Source organism: Brevundimonas sp. 1080 (assembly GCF_040545985.1).
Classification (GTDB): Bacteria; Pseudomonadota; Alphaproteobacteria; order Caulobacterales; family Caulobacteraceae; genus Brevundimonas.
The window spans coordinates 164,086-187,668 of record NZ_JBEPMW010000001.1 but is presented as its reverse complement, the minus strand read 5'-3'; the positions used below and the strand labels follow the sequence as shown (position 1 = coordinate 187,668).

Sequence of the window (23,583 nt, the reverse complement as noted above, 5' to 3'; positions counted from 1 at the left end):
ATGAACGCATCTTTGGCCGCACTGGCCTATCTGGTTTCGGGCGTCCTGTTCATCCTTTCGCTGCGGGGGCTGTCCAGCCCGGAGACCAGCCGTCAGGGCAACACCTTCGGCATGGTCGGCATGGCGTTGGCCATTGGGGTGACCCTTCTGACGCTGGGCACGACGGGGGCGCTGGATACCGTGACCCTGGCCCTGATCGCGGGCGGCGTCATCGTCGGCGGCGGGGCGGGCGCCCTGATCGCGAAGCGGGTCGCCATGACCGACATGCCGCAGCTGGTCGCAGCCTTCCACAGCCTGGTCGGCATGGCCGCCTGCCTCGTCGCCATCGGCGCGATCTATGCGCCCGAGGCCTTTGGAATCCTGTCCGACGACGGAAACGGCATCAAGACGCTGTCGATCATCGAACTCAGCCTCGGCGTCGCCATAGGGGCCATCACCTTCACCGGCTCGGTCATCGCCTTCGCCAAGCTGAACGGAAACATGAGCGGCGCGCCGATCATCTTGCCGGCGCGGCATCTGATCAATGTCGGCCTGGCGCTGGGTCTGGTTTTCCTGATCGGCATCCTGATCGGCACGAACGGCGCGGCGACCTGGGCCTTCTGGGGCGTCTTCCTGATCGCGCTGGTGTTGGGCGCGACCCTGATCATCCCCATCGGCGGGGCCGACATGCCGGTGGTGGTGTCGATGCTGAACTCCTATTCCGGCTGGGCGGCGGCGGCGCTGGGCTTCACGCTGGAGAACATCGCCCTGATCATCACCGGCGCCCTGGTCGGATCGTCGGGCGCGATCCTCAGCTACATCATGTGCAAGGGCATGAACCGCAGCTTCATCAGCGTCATCCTGGGCGGCTTCGGCGGCGGCGATGCGGCGGCCGGTCCCGGCGGCGCCAAGGAGACGCGCCCGGTCAAACAGGGCTCGGCCGAGGACGCCGCCTTCATCATGAAGAACGCGTCCAAGGTCATCATCGTGCCCGGTTACGGCATGGCGGTGGCGCAGGCCCAGCACGCCCTGCGTGAAATGGCTGACAAGCTGAAGGAGGAGGGCGTCGAAGTGAAATACGCCATCCACCCCGTCGCCGGCCGGATGCCGGGCCATATGAACGTCCTGCTGGCCGAGGCCAACGTCCCCTATGACGAGGTGTTCGAACTGGAGGACATCAACGCCGAGTTCGCCACCGCCGACGTCGCCTTCGTCATCGGCGCCAATGACGTGACCAACCCGGCGGCCAAGACCGACCCGACCAGCGCCATCTACGGCATGCCGATCCTGGATGTGGAAAAGGCCGGCACGGTGCTGTTCATTAAGCGCGGCATGGGCTCGGGCTATGCCGGGGTCGAGAACGAACTCTTCTTCCGCGACAACACCATGATGCTGTTCGCCGACGCCAAGAAGATGGTCGAAGGGATCGTGAAGGGGCTTTGAGCCATGGCCAGCAAGCCCAAGACCGGCCCCACAGACGCCTCTGTCGATGACTTCTTGTCTGCGATCGACGATCCACGCCGACGGTCTGATGCTCACGCCGTCGCCGCACTGATGTCGGAGATCACCGGTGAACCGGCCGTGCTCTGGGGATCGTCCATCGTCGGGTTCGGCAACGACGGCGGCCCAAAGGGCGGCTGGCCGCTGATCAGCTTCTCGCCGCGAAAAGCCAATCTGGTGCTTTATGCCGCTGTGGATTTCTCTGAACGAGCCGAGCTTATCGCCCGCCTGGGCAAGGTGAAGACCGGCGTGGGCTGCCTCTATGTTTCGCGTTTGGAAGATGTCGATCAGGCGGTTCTGCGCGATCTTTGCGGCCGCGCTGTTCGCGCGGTCAAAGCCGGCTTGCACTGAAGCCTCTTCAGACCCCTATCGCGCAACCTTGACCGGCGCTATCACGCGTCCGTGAACACGCTGTCCGGACCTCTTCCTGCCGCCCATCGCCGTTTTGAGGCTCTGGATTCCCTGCGGGGTGTGTGCGCCATCCTTGTCGTGATGTTTCACATGCCGGTCGCAAGTCATTGGCGCGACTGGGGTTTCATTCAGCATTCCTATTTGTTCGTCGACTATTTCTTCGTCCTGTCGGGCTTCGTCATCGCCCATGCCTATGCGAACCGACTGCAGTCAGGACGAGACGCAGGGCGGTTCATGGTGCGGCGCTTCGGGCGGATCTGGCCGCTGCACCTCCTGATGCTGGCGGCTTTCATCGGGCTGGAGCTGGCGCGGCTTGTCTTCCATTTCGACAGTGCGCCGCCGTTCACGCGGGATCGGTCGATCGAGGCGATCTTCACCAATCTGGCGCTGATCCAGGCCTGGCATATGCATCCCTATCTGACCTGGAACGGGCCGTCGTGGACGCTCAGCGCCGAATGGGCCTGCTATCTGATCTTCGCGGGTCTGGTGCTGATTGCGCCCAAGCGTTTCCGCTGGATCGGGTTGGTGCTGGCGATCATCGGCGGCGTGCTGGTGCTCAGCTACGCCCGGCGCTGGATGAACACGACCTATGACTTCGCCGTGCCGCGCGCGGTCTATGGCTTCTTCCTGGGCTGCCTGCTGCAGGGGCTCTGGACCCGCATTCCGCGCCTCAAGGGCGGCCCCGCGACGCTGTTGGAGATCGCGGCCATCGTCGCGGCCTGCGTGTTCATCGGCTACGCTCAGGGGCCGATCACTGTGGCCGTCACGCTGATCTTCGTGGCGCTGATCTGGGTCTTCGCCGGCGAGGAGGGGGCGCTGTCACGCGTGCTGGACCATCCGGCTCTGGTCACCCTGGGGCGGTGGTCGTTCGCCATCTACATGGTCCACATGTTCATCCTGACCGTGATGATGATTGTGGCCAGGAAGCTGGACCTCGTACCGGTGCGACGCATCGACTTCGGCTCTGTCTGGCTGAACGACCTGTTCGCCGTCGCCATGTTCGGCTTCATCGTTGCGGTCGCCGTCGTGGCGCACCGACTGGTCGAGCAGCCGGCCCAGCGCATGATCGATCGCTGGACCAAGCCGAGGGCGGCCTGAGCTCAGGCCGCCATCCGCCATTCGGGGGCCATGTCGCCGGCGCGGCCTTCATCCCACAGCATGTCCTCGTCCGAATAGCGGCTGCTGGCGGCGGCCGAAATGACGTCGACCACCTGTTCCTCCAGCCGGTCCCAGATCACGGCGAGGTCGGACGAGCCATCGGCCTCGCACGGCACGATGATGTAGCGGCTGGCGTTGACGGTCTGGGTGGGTTGGAAACGCGCCATCTGATGATCTCCTGAAGCGAGGGCCTCTTGTCGATGATGTCGTTATGAAGCAGTGTTGCGTCAGAAACGGACGTAGGGATCGGCGAGAGCATTGAGACACGACAAGGCGGCGATGGTGATCGATCTGGCGCGCCGCATGGCCGCCAGCGCCGAAGGGCTGAGCCTGGACGAGATCGCGCGCGACATGCGCGTCGGCCGCCGCACCGCCGAACGGATGCGCGACGCCGTGCTGATGCTGTTTCCCCAGGTGGACGAGGTCTCGGACCCGCCGTCCAAACGCTGGCGCATCCGGGGCGGTCTGTCGGCCTTCGAACAGGCCCCGACGGCGACCGAAATGCTGGAACTGTCCAAGGCGGCGACCGCCCTGCGCGCTGCCGGCGAACCGGCGCGCGCCACGGCGCTGGAGGGGCTGGAGCGCAAGCTGAAGGCGGCGATGCGTTCGACCACGCTGAATCGGATGGCGCCGGATCTGGAGGCCCTGGTCCGGGCCGAGACCATTGCGGTCCAGGCCGGGCCGCGCCCCTCCGCCGACGAGGCCATGCTGACCGCTATCCGCGCGGCGGTGCTGGCGCAGCAGCCCTTGGGCTTCACCTATTCCCGTCCGGGCGCCGAGCCGCGTCGGCGCAGCGTGGCGCCCTGCGGCGTCATGTTCGGCCGGGCCAACTATCTGGTCGCCGCCGACCGCGAGACGGGCCGCATCCAGACCTTCCGTCTGGACCGGATGAGCCACGTCGCCCCGCAGGAGGGGATGGCCGTCCCGCCCGCCGATTTCGACCTCGGCGTCTTCGCCAGCCAGTCCTTCGGCATCTATCAGGACGAGATCGAGGACGTCGTGCTGCGCATCGCGCCCGACGGCGCGGCCGAGGCCAGGGGCTGGCGCTGGCACCCGACCCAGTCGTTTGAGGACCAGTCGGACGGCGGCGTGATCGTGCGGTTCCGCGCCTCGGGCATGCGCGAGCTGGCCTGGCATCTGTTCACCTGGGGCGAGCAGGTGCAGATCCTGGCGCCGGAGCGGCTAAAGGCCGTGATGGCCGGCGAACTGGCGGCGGCGGGGCGCGCCTTGGAACGGGCCTCAGCCTGACGAAACCGTAAGCTGACGCGGCGCGTTGACGACCGCTAGGCTTCGCGCCGAGCGCCCTTCAGGAGATCGCCCTTGCGCGTCCACGCCTTCGCCTCGTCCGCCGTTTTGGCCCTCGCCCTTATGAGCGGCGCCTGCGCCGCAGGGCCCATGTCGGCGCCGGCGACCCTTCAGGAGGAAGGCGGACCCCAGGTGACGGTGACCCGCGACGGCGATCACCTCAACATCGACTATCGCTTCGGGCGCGACGTGCCGGTCTGGGCCTTCCAGGATTCGGCGCTGGAACAGGATTCGCGCCAGCCCTGGCGGCCGCGCCAATGGACGGTCGAGACGGCCGGCGTCGTCATGGAGCGACGCGGCCATTACGACATCATCCGCAGCACCGACGGCGGTCCCGTGCCGCGCGAAGTCCGCTTCCGCGTTCGACCGCAGGCGGTGGATCTTGAGGCCGAGTATCCGACCCTGCTGTTCTCCAATGGCGCGGTGGCGCTGCCGACCCGGCAACTGGACGTCTTCGCCCTGCCGTCGGCACAGGCGGCCGAACAGGTGCCGGACGACCTGAACCGGATCCGGCTGGATGGCGGTCCCTCGCGCGTGACGTGGCGCGATGAGAACGGACCCGTCCTGTTCAACGGGCGCCGCCGCGACGAACTGACCACGACGGACGAGCGTAGCTATGTCCTGCTGGGCGAGGCGACGGTGACGCCGGGGGATGGCCTGTCGACCGTCGTGGACCCCAATCTGCCGCCGTGGATCGGCGAGGAGATCCGGGGCTTTGCGCCGCGTGTCGGTCACTACTACCGCGACCGCCTCGGCGCGCCGGGCTCTGGCGGCGATACGCCCATCGTCATGGTGGCCTGGAACGGGTCGACAGAAAGCATGACCAGCATGGGCGGCAGCGTCCTGCCCGGCCTGATCGTCATGTCGTTCGAGGGCAGGGGCGTGACCTCGCCTCAGCCGGAAATCGTGGAGCGTTCGCGCTGGTTCATCGGCCACGAGGGGGCGCATTTCTGGTTGGGGCAAACGGTACGCTACGCCTTCGCCGACGAGGCCTGGATCACCGAGGGCGGGGCCGACCTGATGGCCGTGCGCGCCCTGAAGGCCCTCGATGCAAACTATGACGACCGGGCCGAGCTTCAGTCCGAGGTGGACGACTGCGTCAACCTGGCCCCCCAGCCGGTCGCGCAGGCCGGCGCCCGGGGCGAACACCGCGCCTACTACGCCTGCGGGGCGGTCTTCGCCCTGGCGGCGGAGGGCGCGCAACGCCAGCGGACCGGCGGCGACTGGTTCGACTTCCTCAGACCCCTGTTGCGTCAACCGGACGGCGTGCTCAGTCGCGAGGAATGGCTGACGGCCCTGACCCGGACATCGCGCGATCCGTCGCTGCGCGGCGATGTCGAGCGGCTGCTGGACCAAGGCGCGGCCGATCCGTCCGCCGTCATCGCCCGCCTGTTCCAGCGCACCGGCGTGGCCTTCCGGATGATCGACGGCCGCGTGGTCTTGAGCTGAATCCGATCTCAGCCGCTGGCGCGGTTAGTCGGATTGAACCCGAACCTTGGCCGTGGCGTTGTGGCGGGATGAAAACAGCCTTGATCCCGATGGCGTGTGCGATCGCCCTTTTGGCCGCCTGCGGCGATCACGAGGTCAATCCGCCGAACGAACCGGCGGCGCCCCTGCGGACGCCCGAGGCCATGCAGCCGGTTGAACCGCCTGGACCGTCTTCGCTGGCCGGACGCGGGCCGCGCAGTTTTGTGGGTGTCTGGGCGGCGAACCCGCAATGGTGCGCCCGACCCCAGGGCGAACGCAGTCCGATCACCCTGACGCCGCTGCGCTTCGACGGCTTTGGCCGTAACTGCGACATCGCCAGCATCGATGAGACGGGTTCCGGCTATGTCGCGGTTCTGAGATGCGCGGGGCGGGCTCGGACCGAGCGGGTGCATATGAGCACGAGCGGCGACGTGATGAACCTGACCTATGTCGATCAGGACATGAAGACGGTGAAACTGGCGCGCTGCCCCGGTTCGCCGCGCGCGCCCGATCCCGCCAATCCGCTGGAAAAGATGATGAAGAAGGACGGGGCCGAAACCCCGCCTGCCGCGCCGCCTAGTTGAACAGAAAGTTCATCACGTCGCCGTCCTTGACGACATAGGACTTGCCTTCGGCGCGAAGCTTGCCGGCCTCGCGCGCCTTGGCTTCGCCACGCAGAGCGACAAAGTCGTCGAAAGCGATGGTCTCGGCGCGAATGAAGCCCTTTTCGAAGTCGGTGTGGATCACGCCGGCCGCCTGGGGCGCCGTGTCGCCGACATTGATGGTCCAGGCGCGGGCTTCCTTGGGCCCGACCGTGAAATAGGTCTGCAGGCCCAGCAGCTTATAGGCCTCGCGGATCAGACGGTTCAGGCCGGGCTCTTCCAGACCCAGGGTCTCCAGGAACTCCTTCTGTTCCTCGTCGTCCAGCACGGCGATCTCGGACTCGATCTGGGCCGAGATGACGACCGAGTTGGCGTTGTCCTGGGCGGCGCGGGCCGCGACCTTGTCGGACAGGTCGTTGCCCTTGTCGGCCGAGCCTTCCTCGACGTTGGAGACATAGAGGGCGGGAAGCGCGGTCAGCAGTTGCAGCATGTGCCAGGCCTTGATGTCCTCCTTGGACACCTCGGCGGTGCGGGCGGGCTTGCCGGCGTTCAGCTGGGCCAGGGCCAGATCGACCAGCTTCAGCGTCAGGGCCGATTCCTTGTCGCCGCCCTTGGCGCGCTTCTCGAGCTGCGGCCGGCGACGCTCCAGGCTCTCCATGTCGGCCAGCATCAGTTCGGTCTCGATGATCTCCAGGTCGGCGATAGGATCGATGCGGTCCTCGACGTGGGTGATGTCGTCATCCACGAAGCAGCGCGCGACGAAGGCCACGGCGTCGCAGTCGCGGATGTTGGCCAGGAACTGGTTGCCCAGGCCCTCGCCCTTGGACGCGCCGCGCACTAGACCGGCGACGTCGACGAAGGTGATGCGGGCCGGAATGATCTCCTTGGATCCGGCGATCTCGGCCAGGGCGTTCAGACGCGCCTCGGGCACCGCCACGTCGCCGGTGTTCGGCTCGATGGTGCAGAACGGATAGTTGGCCGCCTGGGCCGCCGCCGTCTTGGTCAGGGCGTTGAACAGGGTGGACTTGCCGACGTTGGGCAAGCCGACGATCGCGACTTTAAGAGCCATGGTATTCCTCGTGAGGCGCGAGCCTTTAGCGGGTTCAGAGCCGTTTGTCAGGCTCGCGCTTCAACTGAGGTCAGTGGGCGGCGTGATCCATGCCGTCCATGGCCGGTTGGCGAACCTGCGCCTGAACCGTGATCGCCGGCGCCGAGGCGAACTGGAAGGTCAGCGGCACGGTCTCGCCGGCGACCAGAGGTGCGGTCAGGCCGATCAGCATCAGATGGTTGCCGCCCGGCGCCAAGGCCACGGCCTGACCGGCGGGCAGGGGCAGGCCCGCCGTCAGCTCGGCCATCTTCATCATGCCGTTCTCGGTCTTCATCTCGTGCACCTGAAGCGATGCGGCGCGCGGCGTCGATCCGCCCGTCAGTCGGTCGTCGGTCGCAGCGGTCAGGGTGACGTAGCAGCCGCCGGCCTTGGCCCCGTGCGGCGACGGGCGGCACCAGGCGTCGGTCGCGGTCACGGTGGCGGTCGCCGTCGGCGTCTTAGCCGTCGGCGCCTTGGCCGGCTCGGACGGATTGCAGGCCGCCAGCGACAGGGCGGCGGCGGCGAGGGCGAGTTTGATCTTCATGGCGTCAGGTCTTTCACGAGGCGGCGGAACAGCGCCGGATCATCGGACGCAGGGCTCGGTCGAGCAATACGGCCGCAATCAGGCTCAGTCCTGTCAGGGGATAGAGGATGGCCAGGGGCAGGACGATGCCGACGACAGCGGCGCGCGCTCGCGGTCCCGGCGGGGCGGGCGGCGCGCCCAGGCGCCGGCGCGACAGATTGGGCGGGCGGCGCTTCCACCACATGACGAGGCCGCTGATCGCCAGCAGCCAAACGCCGATGCAGCCCAGCAGCATGACGATGCGATTCGCCTGTCCGAACTGCGTGCCCTGGTGCGTATAGATGCCGAACTCGATGGCCTTTGCGCCGGCTCCGAACTGGTCATAGCCGATGTCGCCCAGCAGCCGCCCGGAGGCCGCATCGACATAGAGCGACCGGCTGTCCTGAACCCGTGTCGCCTGGGTCGTCAGCGTATAGGCGGTGTCATCGGCCTTGGGGATGTTCACCGTATAGGGGCGCGCCAGACCGGCCTGATCCGCGACTCGCAGAACCTGCGCCAGGCCGCCATGGCCGGCGTGGTCGTGGGTCATCACCATCCCCTCCATGGTCCAGCCGGCCCCGACCGGCGCATCGTGGTGCTGCGCCCTCTGCCAGGCGCCGGCGACGGGTGCGGGCGGCCGACCGAGCCCCGTTTCCTTGACCGCCCCCATGACCTTATCGCCCCAGACCGCCGACCACGGCATGCCGGTCACGGCCAGAAACAGCACGACCCCGCCGACATAGACACCCGTCAACGCATGCAGGTCGCGCCAGAACGGACGGCGGCGGCCGTCGGTCGTCTGCGGCGCAAAGGTCGCCACGCCCCGCCCGCGCGGCCACCATAGATAAAGCCCTGTGGCGAACAGGATGATCGTCCAGCCGGCGACGATCTCGACAAGAATGTTAAACGGCCGCCCCAGCAGGGTCAGACTGTGCGTTTTCTTGACCAGTTCCATGAATCCGCCAGCCGGAATGACGCCGGTGGCCCGGCCGGTGTGCGGATCGACGAAGACCGTCTTCTGCACGCCATCGGGCCGATCTACCCGCAGCCGGATCGCCTGATCGTCGCGCCCAGGCATGACCAGATTGGCGACGCGCCCCCCGCCTGCGGCCTGGGCGGCCGAAGCCACCCACGCATCCGGCGCCGCTTGGGCCTGAACCGCTGGTACGCGGATCATGTCGCGATACAGAAAGCCGTCGATCTCGTCCTTGAACAGATAAAGCCCCCCCGTCAGGGCCAGCAGCATCAGCACCGGCATGACGAAGACGCCGGCATAGAAGTGCCAACGCCAGACCGCCCGATAGGCGCCGGACAGGTCGTCCGGCGTCGTCTTGTCGAGATTGCGCGCCATCAGTAGCTCATCCTGACGCCGACATAGGCCGAACGGCCTTCGCCGGGGAAGAAGACGGCCTTGGACACGGTGGCCACGCGGGCGTCCGTGACCGCGCCGAAGTTCGACACATAGGCTTCGTCGAACAGGTTGCGGACATCGGCGAACACCGTCAGTCGGCGATTGACGGTCCAGCCCATGTTCAGGTTCGCGACGGCGTAGGAAGGCGACTTCAGAGTGTTGGCGTAATCGACCCAGGCGTCCTTGATCGACCATTCCACGCTGGGCGCGATGAACCAGCCGGCCGGATCGTCGTAGCGAAGCTCCGCGCGGTACAGGTGCGGCGGCACGACCGGCAGATGGCCGTCTCCATAGACCTTGTCCCCGTCGAAATAGAAGTCGGAGAAGGCGTAGGTCTGGCGTAGCCGCCATTCCGGCGCGATCCGCCAATCCAGCCCTGCCTCGATCCCCTGGTGGATGGTCGGTCCCGCGTTGAAGGTCGCGGCCGGTATGCCCAGGGCGGCGTTTACAGCGAAGTTCAGCAGTTCGTGCTTCAGATCGGCGCGATAGGCGGTCACGTCCCAGGTCAGCGGTCCCCGCCGACCCCGCGTGCCGACTTCCCAGGTCACGGCCTCTTGCGGCACGAGGGGCTGATAGCCGCCGGCGGTCGGCGACAGGGCCGAGAAGTTGGGCGGCTCGATCGAGCGGGTGACGTTGGCGAAGACCTGGGCGCCGTCCTCGCTCTCCCACAACAGGCCGGCGCGAGGCGCGAACCAGTCGAAGGTCTTGTCGGTGGTCAGGTCGATCGTGCCGACGACGCCGGGAACGACATAGCTCTGATACTCGCGCTCGGCGCGCCCCCAGGTTCCTCCCGCGACCAGCGCCAGGCGATCGGTCACGAACAGCCGCCCCTCGCCGAAGACATCCAGCCCCTTGCCGTTCTGGAAGCTGCGGGCGCGTAAACCGTTCTGCTGTCCGCCGACATTGATCCACTGTTTGGCGTCCAGATCACCCTGTCGATACCAGGCGCCGTAGAAGGCGTCGGCGCGCATCCCGCCGATCCGGCCCTGCCAATCGAACCGGCCGAAGGCGCCGTAGTTGCGGCTTTGCTGGTCGATGACCTGGAAGATGGGATGGTCCAGATCCTTCCAGGTTCCATAGAGGGCGCCCTCGAACACCGTCGCGTCGTCCAGCCTCCAGCGGGTCTGCAAAGTGGTGCGAAGCGAGCGCATATTGCGCTGATAGTTGAGGGCGATATTGGCGGGATTGGCCGCCTCGGGATTTGTCAGGGCGTCGGACAGACTGACGCTGCCCGGAATTTCCTGATGGATGTCGCCCCACGACGCCAACAGGCGAACTTCGCGATCCTGACCAAAGCTGCGCCCGATGTTGCCCGACAGGTTCAGCGCCTTGCCTTCGCTCTGTTGACGCCAGCCATCGACGCTCTGGCCCGTTACGGCGGCGAAACCGTCCCAATCGCCGCGAACGCCCGCGACCTCGGCATGGGCGCGCACGGTTCCATAGGAGCCGCCGTCCAGGCGCAGGTTCAGGTTGGACGAGGCCGTGCGCCCCGTCGGCGTAACCAGATTGACCGCCCCGCCCAGCAGGGCTCCGCCGAACCGCAGCGCATTCCCGCCCTTGTAGACCTCGGTGTAGCGGGCGATCAGCGGGTCGATGAGCTGGAAGTCACCGAACCCGTCGGCCTCATTGAACGGCACGCCGTCCTGAGCCAGCAGAACGCCGCGATTGTGAACCGCATTTCCTATGCCCGATCCGCGAATCGACAGGCGAATGTCGCCGCCCCACTTCTTCTGGGCATAGACGCCGGGCGCATCGCGAAGCACGTCGGCGAGGTTGGTCGCATACCGGTCGGCATAGGATTCGGCTGAAATGACAGCGACGGCGCCCGGCGTGCGTGACAGCCGCTGTCGCGCGTCTGCGACGATGGGCGGATCCTCGGCGTTGCGGCGGCCGGTGACGATGACGCTGTCCAGCAAAGCCGGTTCGGGCGTATGCTGGGCCAGGACGGGGCTCGTCCAACCGGCGTTGGAGAGGGCGGCGAGCAGCAGCGCGCACGGCGCTGCGGTGGTCTTGAAGGACATGGATTGAACCTGAAATCAGAACGAGACGGCGCGCGGGCGCTGGGGCCGGCGCGGGCTTGGGGTCTGGTTCAGGCGTGGGGTGGCGCGGTGGACGGCGGGCGCGGCGGCGCGCGCGCGGGCGGCGGGGGGCTGACGCTGGCGGCGACATAGATGACGCGCTCGACGGTGCGGACCACCGGCGCCGGCTCGGGCGCAGGCGGGCAGGGCAGGGCGGCGGCCAACGGCATGACGCAGGCGGCGCATTTGGCCCCGACGTGCTTGTTGACCGGGCCGTCCGTGCCGCCGGTCTGGATCGTCAGGGGGCCTTCCGCCGAACAGATGACCAGCGGGTGGCCCGGCTGAACCGCCGCTAGGGCCGCGAACGGCAACAGGGTGCCGAGCACGAGCGCGAACACCGCCGCCAGGAAGGCGAGCGATTGCGAGATCGACCAATTGTCGGCCTGGGCGCGGGTCACGTCTGGCCTCTACGGCGTTTTGTAACGGCGTGAAAGGCGGCGGTTTGTCCTAAAGCTCGCCACGCGCCGCCTGGCGGGGGCTGAACTTGGGCGCGGGGGCCAGGCGCATGACCTCGCCCTGATAGCGTTCGTCGTCGCCGGCGATCGCGAAGGGCAGGGCGTCGGCGCAGGCTTGAAGCATGGTGTCCAGCCAGGGCTGTTCGGCCTTGTGGAAGTCGCCCAGAACATGCGGCATGACCAATTCCTTTTCGCCCGGATGGCCGATGCCCATGCGCGCGCGTCGGAAATCGGCGCCCAGATGACTGATAAGCGACCGGATGCCGTTCTGTCCGGCCGCGCCGCCGCCGGTCTTCATACGAAACCGCCCGGGGGCCAGGTCGATCTCGTCGTGGAAGACGATGATTTCGCTCAGCTTGATCTTATAGAACCGCGCCGCCTCGCCGACCGCCCGACCGCTTTCGTTCATATAGGTCTGGGGCTTCATCAGCAGGACCTTGGTCCCGTCGACCAGACCCTCGCTGACGATCGACTGGAACTTGGCGCGTTCAGGACCGAAGCGCCAGCGGCGCGCAATCTCGTCGGCGGCCATGAAGCCGATGTTGTGCCGGTTCTTTTCGTATTTCCCGCCCGGATTGCCGAGCCCCGCGATGATGATCATGGCGTCCTCTTGCCGTTTACGTCAGGCAAAGAAAAGCCCCGCACGGCGAACCGTGCGGGGCCTGATCTTGTCGAAGCGACGAAGGGTCAGTCTTCGGTCTTCTCGGCCGGAGCGGCCTCGGCTTCGGCGGCTTCGTCAGCGGCTTCCGACAGGGCGGCCGACGAAATCTTGACCGTGGCGATCACGAAGTCGCGGTCGGTGATGGTGGCTTCCGCGCCCTTGGGCAGCTTGATGTCCGAGATGCGGATGGTGTCGCCGATTTCGGCCTTGGCCAGGTCGACAACCAGCTCTTCCGGGATCTGGTCGGCGCGGACCAGGATCTCGACGGCGTGACGGACGATCTCCAGCGAGCCGCCCTGACGCGAGTAGGGCGCTTCATCGGCGTTCAGGAAGTGCACCGGCACTTCGATCTTGACCGGAGCCTTCTTGTCGACGCGCATCAGGTCGAAGTGCAGGGGGCGGTCCGAAACGGGGTCGAACTGCACGTCCTTGGCGATGACCGGCTGGGTCTCGTCGCCGTACTTCAGGGTCACCAGGTGGCCCAGCAGCTTGCCGGTGTAGAGCGACTTGCGGAAGTCCTTCTCGTTCACCGAAATGGCGACGGGGGCTTGCTCGCCGCCGTAAAGGACGCCCGGCACGAAACCGGCGCGACGCGCAGCGCGAGCGCCGCCGGTGCCGACGCCATCGCGGACGTCCACGTTCAGAATGATCTCGGCCATGTGGCTCGCCTCAACAACAACGGAAACGCCGCGCCAACCCGGGGCTCTCGCGGCGGGGGTGATGAACCCTCGAATTCAAGAGCGCGGGCTATTACACGCATCAGGTCCAAGGCGCAACCGTCAAAGGTTCCGCTTCACGCCGCCCGCGCGCGATCCTTCAGCAGCGAGGTCGGCGCTGCGACGATGCCCAGCAGTTCTGCGGCGTTGAAAGGCTTGGCCAGGTGATGGTCGGCCCCAGCCGCGCGTCCGGCTGCTATGTGTTCGGGCATGGCGTTGGCGGTCAGCATGACGATCGGCGTGCGATCCAGACCCATCGTCGCCTCGTGCAGGCGAATCTCCTGCGTCGCGGTCAGCCCGTCCATGATGGGCATCTGCATGTCCATCAACACCAAGTCGAAGGTGTCGGCCCGGAAGCTTTCCACCGCCTGGGCGCCGTTCTCGGCGATCACGATCTGCGTCGGCGTCTGCGCCAGAATCAGTTCGATGACGCGGCGGTTGGTCGGATGGTCGTCGGCGACCAGCACGCGGATCGTCCTCGCCTGCTCCACGACGGCGGGTTGGGCCGGCGCCGGTTCTTTGCGCGACGGGGCCTGGGTCTGTCTCAGCGGCAACGTCAGGATAAAGGCCGCGCCGCCACCGGGTTCGCTCTCACAGCCCAGGTCGCCGCCCATCATCTCGGCCAGCTGACGACAGATGGACAGGCCCAGGCCCGAACCGCCGAACTTGCGTGTGATGCCGCCGTCGGCCTGTTCGAAGCGACTGAACAGGCGCGCCCGCGTCGCGGCGTCGAAGCCGATGCCGCTGTCCTCGACGGTGAAGCGCAGCACGGGCGAGCCCTCGCGGTCCGCGCCACGCTGCACGATCAGGCCGACAAAGCCCTTGCTGGTGAACTTGACGGCGTTCGAGATCAGATTGGTCAGCACCTGCTTCAGGCGCACCGCATCGCCCAGGATCCAGACGTCGTCCTCAAGATCGATATCCACATGGAAGTCGAGATGCTTCTCACGCGCGTTCTCGGCATAGAGCTGAGCCGCCTCGCGCACGACCGTCGCCAGTTCGAAGGCGTCTTCGGTCAGCTCCAGCTTGCCCGATTCGACGCGCGCCAGATCCAGGATGTCGCTCAGCAGGCTTTGCAGCGTCTTTCCAGACGCCTGCATCAGATCCAGCATCTCACGCTGTTCAGATGTCAGATCGGTCTTCGCCAGGGCCTGGGACAGGCCGATCACGCCGTTCAACGGCGTGCGAATCTCATGGCTCATGTTCGCCAGAAACTGGCTCTTGGCGACATTGGCGGCCTCCGCCGCGTCACGCGCTTCGGACAGGGCCTCGGCGTCGCGCTTCAGATCGGTGATGTCGTTGCAGACCGTGACCGTCCCGCCCTCGGACGTACGGCGATCCTGGATACGCAGCCAACGCCCGCCGGCGACCTGCTGCTCGCTGTTCGATGACAGCTGACGACGCGCCTGCATGCGCTCGTTCAGCCATTCTTCTTCGCGGCCCGCCGCCTCCTGATAACGGCCCTCGTCGATGCCGATGCGAAGAGCTTCGCGGAAGGTCAGGCCGACGACCAGATGCGGCTCAAGCTCGGGGTTCACCTCGGCATAGCGCGCATTCCAAAGCACCAGCCGGTCCTTGGAATCATAGAAGCCCAGACCATCGGGCATGGCGTCCACCGCCTCGCGGATACGGCGCAACGCGGTGGCGCGCGAAATATAGGCCATCATGCCCAGGACGGCGGCGGCCGTGCAGATCATCAGCAGAATGGCGGCCAGCAGCAGTCGCATCGCCTCGCTGGACAGCCCTTGGTCGGCGGCGACGGTCGTGTCCGGCGTCACCGTGATGGCGGACATGCCGATGAAGTGAAGAACGATAACGGTCGCGGACAGTCCCGTCGTGGTCGCCAGCAGGCGCAGCAGGCCGCCCCGACGATAGAAGAAGGCCGTCGCGCCGCCGATCGCCAGGGCCGCGATGATGGACAGGGCGACTAGGCCGGGATCCCAGCTGATGTGCGCCGGCGCTCTTATGGCGGCCATACCCAGATAATGCATGGCGCCGACGCCGGCGACCGCGATCACTGCGGCAAGCACGCGCCACATCCGGCCCTTGCCCATCAACGTCGAGCCGATCGTCAGGCCGATCATGGCCAGCGCGATCCCAAGAGAGGCGACCGTCAGGAACGGATTGTAACGCACCGGCACACCGGCCACGAACCCTTGCATGGCCACGAAATGGGTCGCCCAGATGGACAGGGCGCCGATCATGACGGCCAGCAGGACCGAACGGCGGCGTCGCCCGGGATCGCGCCGACCCATCCGTTGCATGACGTGGGTGGAGACGCCCAGACCGGCCATGCAGATCAGCGCAGCGAACAGCGTGATCCGCCAGTCGTGATCGTGCGCAATACAATGGATTATGCGGTCCACGAGGCCTCCCCTTGAGCGTACGATAGACGACAATTCTAAAGAAACCGTGCGGCGAAGCTTATGGGCGCCGCAGGCTGTCGGCACGCCGTCACAGAATCCGTGCAAGGATCGGAATCGTTCTTCAGTTCGAGGTCGCCTGGACCCATGCCTTACGAAGTCTCGCCATCGCCCGTCGCGCCGGTCTCCACCTCGCGGCTGTGGACGGTCGGCGCCAGCATCGGCATCGCCATCGTGACCTTGCTGGTGCTGGCGATCCTGCATCCCGAACTGGCCAACTGGCTGGTCGGCGGGGCGCTGATCGTGGCGGCCTCGGCCTGGCTGTTGAACATGAACGAGGCGGCCAGGGCTGAGCCGGCGGCCAGTCAAGGCGCTGCGACCGAGCCCGCCATCGACATGGTGACGGGCGATCTTCTCGACCGGGTGTTCGAGGCGCTGGACGATCCGGTGCTGGTGGTCAGCGGCGGCGAGCCGGACGACATCGCTGGGCGACGCATTGTCATGGCGAACGCGGCGGCGCGCGAACTTCTTCGCATCCAGCGCCAAGGCGCCTTGCTGGTTCAGGTGATCCGCGAACCGGGCGTGCTGGAGGCGGTGGACGAGGCCCTGTTCGGCGGGACGGCGCGCACAACGGATTATGCGACGGGCGGTCAGCGCGACCGACGCTGGCGCGCCTGGACCCGTCCGCTCTCACTCGAAGAGTCAGGCAAGGCCGGGTCGGAGCTGGCCCTGCTGATCCTGCGCGACGAAACGGACTCGCGCCGTATCGAAATGATGCGCGTCGATTTCCTGGCCAACGCCAGCCACGAATTGCGCACGCCCCTGGCCTCGCTCAGCGGTTTCATCGAGACCCTGAAGGGCCATGCCCGTGAGGACGTGGTCGCGCGGGACCGCTTCCTGGACATCATGTCGGCCCAGGCGGACCGGATGGGGCGGCTGGTCGCGGATCTGCTGTCGCTCAGCCGGATCGAACTGAACGAGCATATTCCGCCGTCCGGCCGCGTCGATCTGGACCGCGCCGCCTCTGACGTGGTCGACGCCATCAGCGTTCTGACGCGCGAAAAGGAGATCGCCATCGCCCTGGATCAAGGGGAGGCGAGGGCGTCGATCAGCGGCGATCGCGACGAGATTCTGCAAGTGGTTCAGAACCTGCTCGACAACGCCGTCAAATATTCGTCACGCAACGGCACGGTCGAAATCTCGGTCCGTTCGGACCTGTCGTTCGATGAGGCCTGGGCCTCGCGCATGCCTGGCGCCACACGACTGCCGCTGGTCACGCCGGATCGCACAGCAGGCGTCTCCTATGCTGCGGTCACGGTGCGCGATCATGGGCCCGGCATGGCGCGCGAACATCTGCCCCGCCTGACCGAGCGCTTCTATCGGGTCGAGGGTCAAAAGAGCGGCGAGCGGCAGGGGACGGGGCTGGGGCTGGCCATCGTCAAACACATCATCAACCGTCACCAAGGCGGTCTGGTGGTCGAAAGCGCACCGGGCATGGGCGCCGCCTTCACCGCCTGGTTTCCCCAGCCGGTAGAGCGACGCTGAGGCCGCGACGGACGGTCGCTGTCACCCAACTGTCATCGACCCGTCGTAATCCGCTGACCATTCGCAGGCAGTAGTCGCGCCGCGTTGGTCCCGATGTTCAGGACCGTCGTCGATTCGCGCACGGCGCTTCGGACTTCTGAATGATCTGGATTTATCTGCTGATCCTCGTCGCCTTGAGTGCGGCCGCCTTCTTGGGCGGACGCACGTTGGCGCGTCGTCGTGCGATCGGCGCAAAACCCCATTCCCGCCCCGGCCAGCACGGCGCCTATGCGCTGATCTGGGTCGCCGCGCCGGCTCTTCTGGTCTTGATCCTGGCCTCGGTCTTCGCCGCCCCGCTTCAGCGTCAGTTGACCGCGGTCGGTACGCCTGATGCGGTCGCGGCGCTGGAGCCGTTCCGCCGCGACGCCTTCTTCGCCGACGCCCACCGCGTGGGTCGCGGAGAGGCCGCGCTCCAGATTTGGGAACGCCCGCTGGCCGAACAGCTGCCGGTCGAGGCGCGCCGCATGGTTCGCATCGAACGCACCCTGTCGTGGGGCGGCGGTGTCGCCGCCATCCTGGCCGCCATCCTAGGCGGCCTGTTCGCCCTGACGCAGATCAAGCCTCAGACGCGCGCCCGCAACCGGGTCGAGGGCTGGATCTACGGCGCCCTGTTCGTCTGCTCGGCCATCGCCGTCCTGACGACCCTAGGCATCATCGCCTCCCTGGCCTTCGACAGCTTCCGATTCTTCCAGAAGGTGCCGGTTCTCGACTTCCTGTTCGGCACCCAATGGAGCCCGCAGATCGCTATCCGCGCCGATCAGGTCGGGTCGTCGGGCGCCTTCGGGGCCGTGCCGCTGTTCGCCGGCACCCTGCTAATCATGGTCATCGCCATGTGCGTCGCTGCGCCCATCGGCCTGCTGTCGGCTATCTATCTGTCGGAATACGCCGGCCGCACGACCCGCGCGGTGATCAAGCCGCTGCTGGAGATTCTCGCCGGCGTGCCGACCGTCGTTTACGGCTTCTTCGCCGCCCTGACCGTCGGGCCGTTGCTGCGGGTCTTCTTCAACGAGATCGGCCTCTTCCTGATCGGCGGACCGCTGGACGGGCTGGGTCAATACCTGGCCCTGGTTCAGAACCAGATGGCCCTGACGGCCGGCGCCGTGATGGGCATCATGCTGATCCCGTTCGTGTCGTCCCTGTCCGACGACATTCTGAACGCCGTGCCTCAGTCGCTGCGTGACGGCTCGTTCGCCATGGGCGCGACCAAGTCCGAGACGGTGAAGCGGGTTCTTCTGCCCGCCGCGCTGCCGGGCATCGCCGGCGCCCTGCTGCTGGCGGTGTCGCGCGCCATCGGCGAGACCATGATCGTGACCATGGCCGCGGGCCTGGCCGCCAACCTGACCTTCAACCCGCTGGACACCGTCACCACCGTCACCGTGCAGATCGTGACCCTGCTGACCGGCGACCAGGAGTTCAACAGCGCCAAGACCCTGTCGGCCTTTGGCCTGGGCCTGACCCTGTTCCTTGTGACCCTGATGCTGAACATCATCGCCCACCGGATCGTGCAGACCTATCGGGAACAATATGACTGACGCGACCCCCGATCAGATCGACGGCGCGGCCGCCAAGGGACGTCTCGACCGCCTGCGGGCCGGTCTGAAGCGTCGCCACGCCAAGGAAACGCGCTTCAAATGGTATGGCCGCCTGGCCATCGCGGCCGCCATGTTGTTCCTGGCCGTGCTGCTGGTCCGCATCGTCGAGCAGGGCCACACCGCCTTCTACACCCACACCGTCACCGTGCCGGTCTTCATGGACCCGGCGCGTGTGGACCGCGCCTACCCGCAGGGCTCCAATTTCGAGCAACTGGCCGCCGAGCAGCAGCTGGCCCGCATGGGCATTGCGGACGACGCGGCCGGGACCAAAGCCGCGCAGATGAAGCGGTTGTTCTCGTCGGAGCTAAAGTTCGTCGCCGCCGATCTGGTGGCCAAGCGCAGCGAAGTCATCGGCGAGACCGTGCCCCTGGCCGTGCCGCTGTCCGACGACGCCGATCTGTATCTGAAAGGCGAAATCTCCAGGGACACGCCCGAGGATCAGCGCCGCCTGACCGACCAGCAGATCGCCTGGCTGGATCGGATGCAGACCGAGGGCGTGATCGGCTCGCACTTCAACACCGCCCTGTTCACCAACGGCGATTCGACGCAGCCGGAGCTGGCGGGCGTCTTGGGCGCCGTGGTCGGTTCGGCCCTGATGCTGATGGTCACGGCCCTGATCGCCATTCCGCTGGGCGTCGGCGCGGCCATCTGGCTGGAAGAGTTCGCACCCAAGAACAAGCTGACCGACATCATTGAGGTCAACATCAACAACCTCGCGGCCGTGCCGTCGATCGTCTACGGCCTCTTGGGTCTGGCCCTGTTCATCAACTGGATGCATCTGCCGCGCGCCAGCCCCATCGTCGGCGGTCTGGTCCTGGCGCTGATGGCCCTGCCGACCCTGGTCATCGCCACCCGTTCGGCGCTGAAGGCCGTGCCCCCGTCGATCCGCGAAGCCGCCCTGGCTATGGGCGCATCCAAGACCCAGACGGTGTTCAGCCACGTCCTGCCGCTGGCCATGCCCGGCGTCATGACCGGCGCCATCATCTCGATGGCTCACGCCCTGGGCGAGACCGCCCCGCTGCTGCTGATCGGCATGGTCAGCTTCGTGCCGGGCGTGCCGCACGCCATCGACCAGCCTGTCGGCGCGCTGCCCTCGCTGATCTACATCTGGGAGAACGCCTCGGAGCGGGCCTTCCACGAACGCACCGCTGCGGCGATCATCGTCCTGCTGGTCTTCATGATCATCATGAACGCGGCGGCCATTATCCTGAGGCGGCGCTTCGAGCGTCGGTGGTAAGAGAATGAAATTCCGTATTTTCCGCTCCGCCGAGGACCAGACCGGCGCCGGCTCGGTCGATCCGACCGAAGCGCCGCGCATGGGCGGTCAGGTCCTGCCCGAGATCGCCCCGTCCAAGGGCGCAGCCGCCGAACCGCGTGTCGAGGACGCTATGCCCCGGTCGGGCCCCGCCGTGGTCGACAGCCCGTCCGTCGGTCCGATCAAGATCGCCGCGCGCGACGTCTCGGTCTTCTATGAGGGCAAACAGGCGCTCTACGACGTCTCGTTGGATATTCCGGACAAGACCGTCACGGCTCTGATCGGCCCGTCGGGCTGCGGCAAGTCCACCTTCCTGCGGACCATGAACCGCATGAACGACACCATCGCCGGGGCCAAGGTCACGGGCCGTATCGCTATGGACGGCGAGGACATTAACGACCGCTCCATCGACCCGGTGCTTCTGCGCGCCCGCGTCGGCATGGTGTTCCAACGTCCGAACCCCTTCCCGAAATCGATCTACGAAAACGTCGCCTACGGACCCAAGATCCACGGCCTGGTGTCGTCCAAGGCCGAGATGGACGAGGTCGTTGAAAAGGCGCTGAAGCGCGCCGGCCTGTGGGAAGAGGTGGCCGACCGCCTGCAATCGTCGGCCATGGGACTTTCGGGCGGTCAGCAGCAGCGTCTGGTCATCGCCCGCGCCATCGCCGTAAACCCCGAAGTCATCCTGATGGACGAGCCCTGTTCGGCGCTGGACCCCATCGCCACGGCGCGGATCGAGGAGCTGATCGACGAACTGCGCGAGCGGTTCTGCATCGTCATCGTCACCCACTCGATGGCCCAGGCCGCGCGCGTGTCGCAACGCACCGCCTTCTTCCACATGGGCCGTCTGGTCGAGACCGGGGATACGGAAGACATCTTCCAGAATCCGCGCGAACGGCGCACGCTCGACTACATCACGGGACGCTTCGGCTAATCCGATGAACCAGCACACCGTCAAAGCCTATGGCGACGAACTGAACCAGATCACGGCCGAGATCGCCCGCATGGGCGGCCTTGCCGAGGCCCAGGTCGCGGACGCCATCGACTCCGTCGCCCGGCGCGACATCGCCCTGGCCCGCGCCGTGGTGGAACGCGATCTGAAGCTGGATGCCCTGCACCGCGATATCGAGAAGAAGGCGATCCGCCTGATCGCCCTGCGCCAGCCGGTCGCCAGCGACCTTCGCCGCACCCTGGGCGCCATGAAAATCGCCACCGATCTGGAGCGCACAGGCGACCTGGCCAAGAACATCGCCAAGCGCGCGCTGATCCTGGCCGAAGCCCAGCCGATGCAGCCCCTGACCCGTTCGATCGAGCGGATGGGCCGGCTGGTCTCGACCCGCCTGCGCGATGTGCTGGACGCCTATACGGCCTCGGAACTCGATCGCGCTGTCGCCGTCTGGCAGACCGACGACGAGGTCGACGAGCACTACAACGCCCTGTTCCGCGAACTGCTGACCTACATGATGGGCGATCCGCGCACGATCGGCGCCTGCACCCATCTGCTGTTCATGGCCAAGAACCTGGAGCGGATCGGCGACCACGCGACCAATATCGCCGAAACCGTCCACTACGAGATCACGGGCGAAGACATCGTGGGCGAACGCCCGCGCGCCCAGCCTACGGCTGAAGATTCCGATCCGACGCCCAACCTTTCGACGCACTGACCCGAGACCGGAGACCCGACGTGCAGCCCTATATCCTTGTGATGGAAGACGAGGACGCGCTGGCGACCCTTCTTCAGTACAATCTCGAAAAGGAAGGCTACGACGTCGCCGTCGCCGCCGACGGCGAGGAGGGCATGCTCCAGATCGACGAGCGTCTGCCCGATCTGGTGTTGCTGGACTGGATGCTGCCCAAGCTGTCGGGCATCGAGGTCTGCCGTCGCATTCGCGGCAAGGCCGAGACCCGCAACCTGCCGATCATCATGCTGACGGCGCGTGGCGAAGAGAGCGACCGGGTTCGCGGTCTGGACACCGGCGCCGACGACTATCTGACCAAGCCCTTTTCGATGGTCGAGCTGATCGCGCGCATCCGCGCCGTCCTGCGCCGCATTCGTCCAGGCCTGGCCGACGACCGTTTGAACCACGGCGACATCGTTGTCGATCGCGTCTCGCACCGGGTGAAGCGCAACGGCAAGGAGGTCCATCTGGGCCCGACCGAGTTCCGCCTTCTGGACCACTTCATGCAGCACCCCGGACGGGTGTTCAGCCGCGAGCAGCTGCTGGACGCGGTTTGGGGCTCGGACGTCTATGTCGAGGCGCGCACCGTCGACGTCCACGTCGGGCGGCTGCGTAAGGCCCTTGCCATCGCCGACGAAAGCGCCAATCCCATCCGCACGGTCCGCTCGGCTGGCTATTCGCTGGATCTGGAAGGCTAAAAGAAGAAGGGCGGCTCTCGGAGCCGCCCTTTGCAATTCAAATCTGCTCTGCGACCACTTCGTCGGGGTCCAGCGCATAGACCGTGGCGCAGTATTCGCAGGTGACGCGAATCTTGCCGTCGTCCTCCAACATGTCGGCGCGCTCGGCGGGATCGAACGAGGCCAGGACCGAGGCGATCCGTTCGCGCGAGCAACGGCAGACGGCCGTCAGTTCTCGTGCGCCCTCCAGCCGCACGCCGTCCTCGTGGAACAGGCGGAACAGCAGGGTTTCGGGCGAGATCGTCGGATCGACCAGCTCGTCATCGCCCAGCGTGCCGAACAGGGCCCGCGTGCGGTCCCAGACCTCTTCGGTCGAACCGCGGGCCTCGTCGCCGGCGATGATCTGGATCATCGCGCCGCCGGCGCGCCACTGCGATCCGGCCTCGGTCTGAACCTGGCCGACGGCCAGACGCACCTTGGTCGGCACCTGTTCCGATTGCTGGAAATAGTGTTCGGCGGCCAGCGACAGGCTCTCGCCTTCGATCGGCGTGATCCCTTGGGTGCGCTCGAAGTCGGGGCCCCGATCCAGCGTCATGATAAAGACGCCCTGGCCCAGCAGCGATCGGGCGCCGGGCCGGGCGAAGCCCTGCGACGCCTCGGCCACCTCGGCCTCGTCGTAGCGGCAATAGCCGCGCAGTGAGCCGTCGGTGCCGTAATCGGCGACGACATAGCGCACGGGGCCGTCGCCCTGGGCCTGGACCAGCAGGCGACCCTCGAACTTCAGGCTGGAGCCGATCAGAGCCGCCAAAGCGCAGGCCTCGCCCAACAGGGCGGCGACCGGCTCGGGATAGGCGTGGGCGGCCAGGATCTTGTCGATGGTCGCGCCCAGACGAACCAGGCGACCGCGCACGGGCCAGCCTTCGATCTGGAAGGCGGCGGCCAGATCGTCGGAAACGGGAATGTTGGGCGCGTGATCGGTCACGGCGAGGTCCTTTGGGGCGTCATTTCGGGATCGCGGCTATGTAGGCGCCCGCGGGCGGC

Annotated in this window: 22 protein-coding genes; 12 read left to right on the top strand and 10 right to left on the bottom strand. The window is 66.7% G+C overall.

From position 1 onward, the window contains the following. From ABIC32_RS00955 to ABIC32_RS00945, 3 genes are read left to right on the top strand one after another with little or no spacing between them, the layout of a single operon-like run. Positions 1–1,422 (top strand): NAD(P)(+) transhydrogenase (Re/Si-specific) subunit beta, encoded by a 1,422-nt coding sequence (locus ABIC32_RS00955; RefSeq protein ID WP_354071701.1) that lies wholly within the window; start codon positions 1–3, stop codon positions 1,420–1,422. 54 nt (positions 1,423–1,476) lie between these two features. Further along, entirely contained in the window at positions 1,477–1,830 is a 354-nt protein-coding gene (locus tag ABIC32_RS00950; protein ID WP_354071699.1) for a DUF1801 domain-containing protein, read from the top strand. 51 nt (positions 1,831–1,881) lie between these two features. Further along, positions 1,882–2,988, top strand: a complete 1,107-nt coding sequence (locus ABIC32_RS00945; RefSeq protein ID WP_354071697.1) for an acyltransferase family protein — start codon at positions 1,882–1,884, stop codon at positions 2,986–2,988. A 2-nt stretch (positions 2,989–2,990) separates the two neighbouring features. Here the strand turns inward: ABIC32_RS00945 and ABIC32_RS00940 are convergent, their stop codons facing one another. Continuing rightward, entirely contained in the window at positions 2,991–3,215 is a 225-nt protein-coding gene (locus ABIC32_RS00940; RefSeq protein WP_055755021.1) for a hypothetical protein, read from the bottom strand. Between the two features lie 91 nt (positions 3,216–3,306). On the opposite strand from ABIC32_RS00940, the gene ABIC32_RS00935 reads away from it, so the two are divergent. From ABIC32_RS00935 to ABIC32_RS00925, 3 genes are all read left to right on the top strand, one after another. Further along, positions 3,307–4,296: a helix-turn-helix transcriptional regulator gene (locus ABIC32_RS00935; protein WP_199061270.1), complete on the top strand. Its 990-nt coding sequence runs from the start codon at positions 3,307–3,309 to the stop codon at positions 4,294–4,296. A 72-nt stretch (positions 4,297–4,368) separates the two neighbouring features. Continuing rightward, positions 4,369–5,802 (top strand): hypothetical protein, encoded by a 1,434-nt coding sequence (locus ABIC32_RS00930; protein ID WP_354071695.1) that lies wholly within the window; start codon positions 4,369–4,371, stop codon positions 5,800–5,802. Positions 5,803–5,870: 68 nt separating this feature from the next. After that, positions 5,871–6,404 carry a hypothetical protein gene (locus ABIC32_RS00925; RefSeq protein ID WP_199061274.1) on the top strand — a complete coding sequence of 178 codons (534 nt, stop codon included), beginning with the start codon at positions 5,871–5,873 and terminating at the stop codon, positions 6,402–6,404. Here ABIC32_RS00925 and ychF read toward each other — a convergent pair. From ychF to ABIC32_RS00885, 8 genes are all read right to left on the bottom strand, one after another. Beyond that, positions 6,397–7,491 (bottom strand): redox-regulated ATPase YchF, encoded by a 1,095-nt coding sequence (ychF, locus tag ABIC32_RS00920; RefSeq protein WP_112861596.1) that lies wholly within the window; start codon positions 7,489–7,491, stop codon positions 6,397–6,399. The genes ABIC32_RS00925 and ychF overlap by 8 nt on opposite strands. A gap of 70 nt (positions 7,492–7,561) precedes the next feature. Next, positions 7,562–8,053, bottom strand: coding sequence for a copper chaperone PCu(A)C (locus ABIC32_RS00915; RefSeq protein ID WP_354071692.1), 492 nt, complete (start codon positions 8,051–8,053; stop codon positions 7,562–7,564). Positions 8,054–8,066: 13 nt separating this feature from the next. Next, complete coding sequence (locus tag ABIC32_RS00910; protein ID WP_354071690.1) at positions 8,067–9,422, bottom strand: PepSY-associated TM helix domain-containing protein; 1,356 nt, start codon at positions 9,420–9,422, stop codon at positions 8,067–8,069. Further along, the gene (locus ABIC32_RS00905; RefSeq protein ID WP_354071688.1) at positions 9,422–11,503 is read right to left on the bottom strand and encodes a TonB-dependent receptor family protein; all 2,082 of its coding nucleotides are present in this window, start codon (positions 11,501–11,503) and stop codon (positions 9,422–9,424) included. The genes ABIC32_RS00910 and ABIC32_RS00905 overlap by 1 nt, the downstream gene beginning before the upstream one ends. Positions 11,504–11,571: 68 nt before the next feature. Continuing rightward, complete coding sequence (locus ABIC32_RS00900) at positions 11,572–11,958, bottom strand: hypothetical protein (protein WP_307511985.1); 387 nt, start codon at positions 11,956–11,958, stop codon at positions 11,572–11,574. A 49-nt stretch (positions 11,959–12,007) separates the two neighbouring features. Beyond that, positions 12,008–12,616 (bottom strand): aminoacyl-tRNA hydrolase, encoded by a 609-nt coding sequence (pth, locus tag ABIC32_RS00895; protein WP_354071686.1) that lies wholly within the window; start codon positions 12,614–12,616, stop codon positions 12,008–12,010. A gap of 86 nt (positions 12,617–12,702) precedes the next feature. Next, a complete protein-coding gene (locus tag ABIC32_RS00890) occupies positions 12,703–13,335 on the bottom strand; it encodes a 50S ribosomal protein L25/general stress protein Ctc (protein WP_354071684.1) in 633 nt (210 codons plus the stop codon). Positions 13,336–13,469: 134 nt separating this feature from the next. Then, positions 13,470–15,758 carry an ATP-binding protein gene (locus ABIC32_RS00885; protein ID WP_354071682.1) on the bottom strand — a complete coding sequence of 763 codons (2,289 nt, stop codon included), beginning with the start codon at positions 15,756–15,758 and terminating at the stop codon, positions 13,470–13,472. A 144-nt stretch (positions 15,759–15,902) separates the two neighbouring features. Between ABIC32_RS00885 and ABIC32_RS00880 the strand changes: the two genes are divergently transcribed. The 6 genes from ABIC32_RS00880 (at position 15,903) to phoB (ending at position 22,563) form a co-directional block, all read left to right on the top strand. Beyond that, positions 15,903–17,300, top strand: coding sequence for an ATP-binding protein (locus ABIC32_RS00880; protein WP_354071680.1), 1,398 nt, complete (start codon positions 15,903–15,905; stop codon positions 17,298–17,300). Positions 17,301–17,440: 140 nt separating this feature from the next. After that, entirely contained in the window at positions 17,441–18,871 is a 1,431-nt protein-coding gene (pstC, locus tag ABIC32_RS00875; protein ID WP_055755010.1) for a phosphate ABC transporter permease subunit PstC, read from the top strand. Beyond that, a complete protein-coding gene (gene pstA, locus ABIC32_RS00870) occupies positions 18,864–20,168 on the top strand; it encodes a phosphate ABC transporter permease PstA (protein WP_284877948.1) in 1,305 nt (434 codons plus the stop codon). Before pstC ends, pstA begins: the two co-directional genes overlap by 8 nt. A 151-nt stretch (positions 20,169–20,319) precedes the next feature. After that, positions 20,320–21,120 (top strand): phosphate ABC transporter ATP-binding protein PstB, encoded by an 801-nt coding sequence (gene pstB / locus ABIC32_RS00865; protein WP_502909306.1) that lies wholly within the window; start codon positions 20,320–20,322, stop codon positions 21,118–21,120. 4 nt (positions 21,121–21,124) lie between these two features. Further along, positions 21,125–21,850: a phosphate signaling complex protein PhoU gene (gene phoU, locus ABIC32_RS00860; RefSeq protein WP_017505976.1), complete on the top strand. Its 726-nt coding sequence runs from the start codon at positions 21,125–21,127 to the stop codon at positions 21,848–21,850. A 20-nt stretch (positions 21,851–21,870) separates the two neighbouring features. Beyond that, entirely contained in the window at positions 21,871–22,563 is a 693-nt protein-coding gene (phoB, locus tag ABIC32_RS00855; RefSeq protein ID WP_017505977.1) for a phosphate regulon transcriptional regulator PhoB, read from the top strand. Positions 22,564–22,600: 37 nt separating this feature from the next. On the opposite strand, the gene ABIC32_RS00850 is transcribed toward phoB, so the two are convergent. Next, positions 22,601–23,524, bottom strand: a complete 924-nt coding sequence (locus tag ABIC32_RS00850) for an Hsp33 family molecular chaperone (protein WP_055755007.1) — start codon at positions 23,522–23,524, stop codon at positions 22,601–22,603. Positions 23,525–23,583 lie beyond the last annotated feature (59 nt).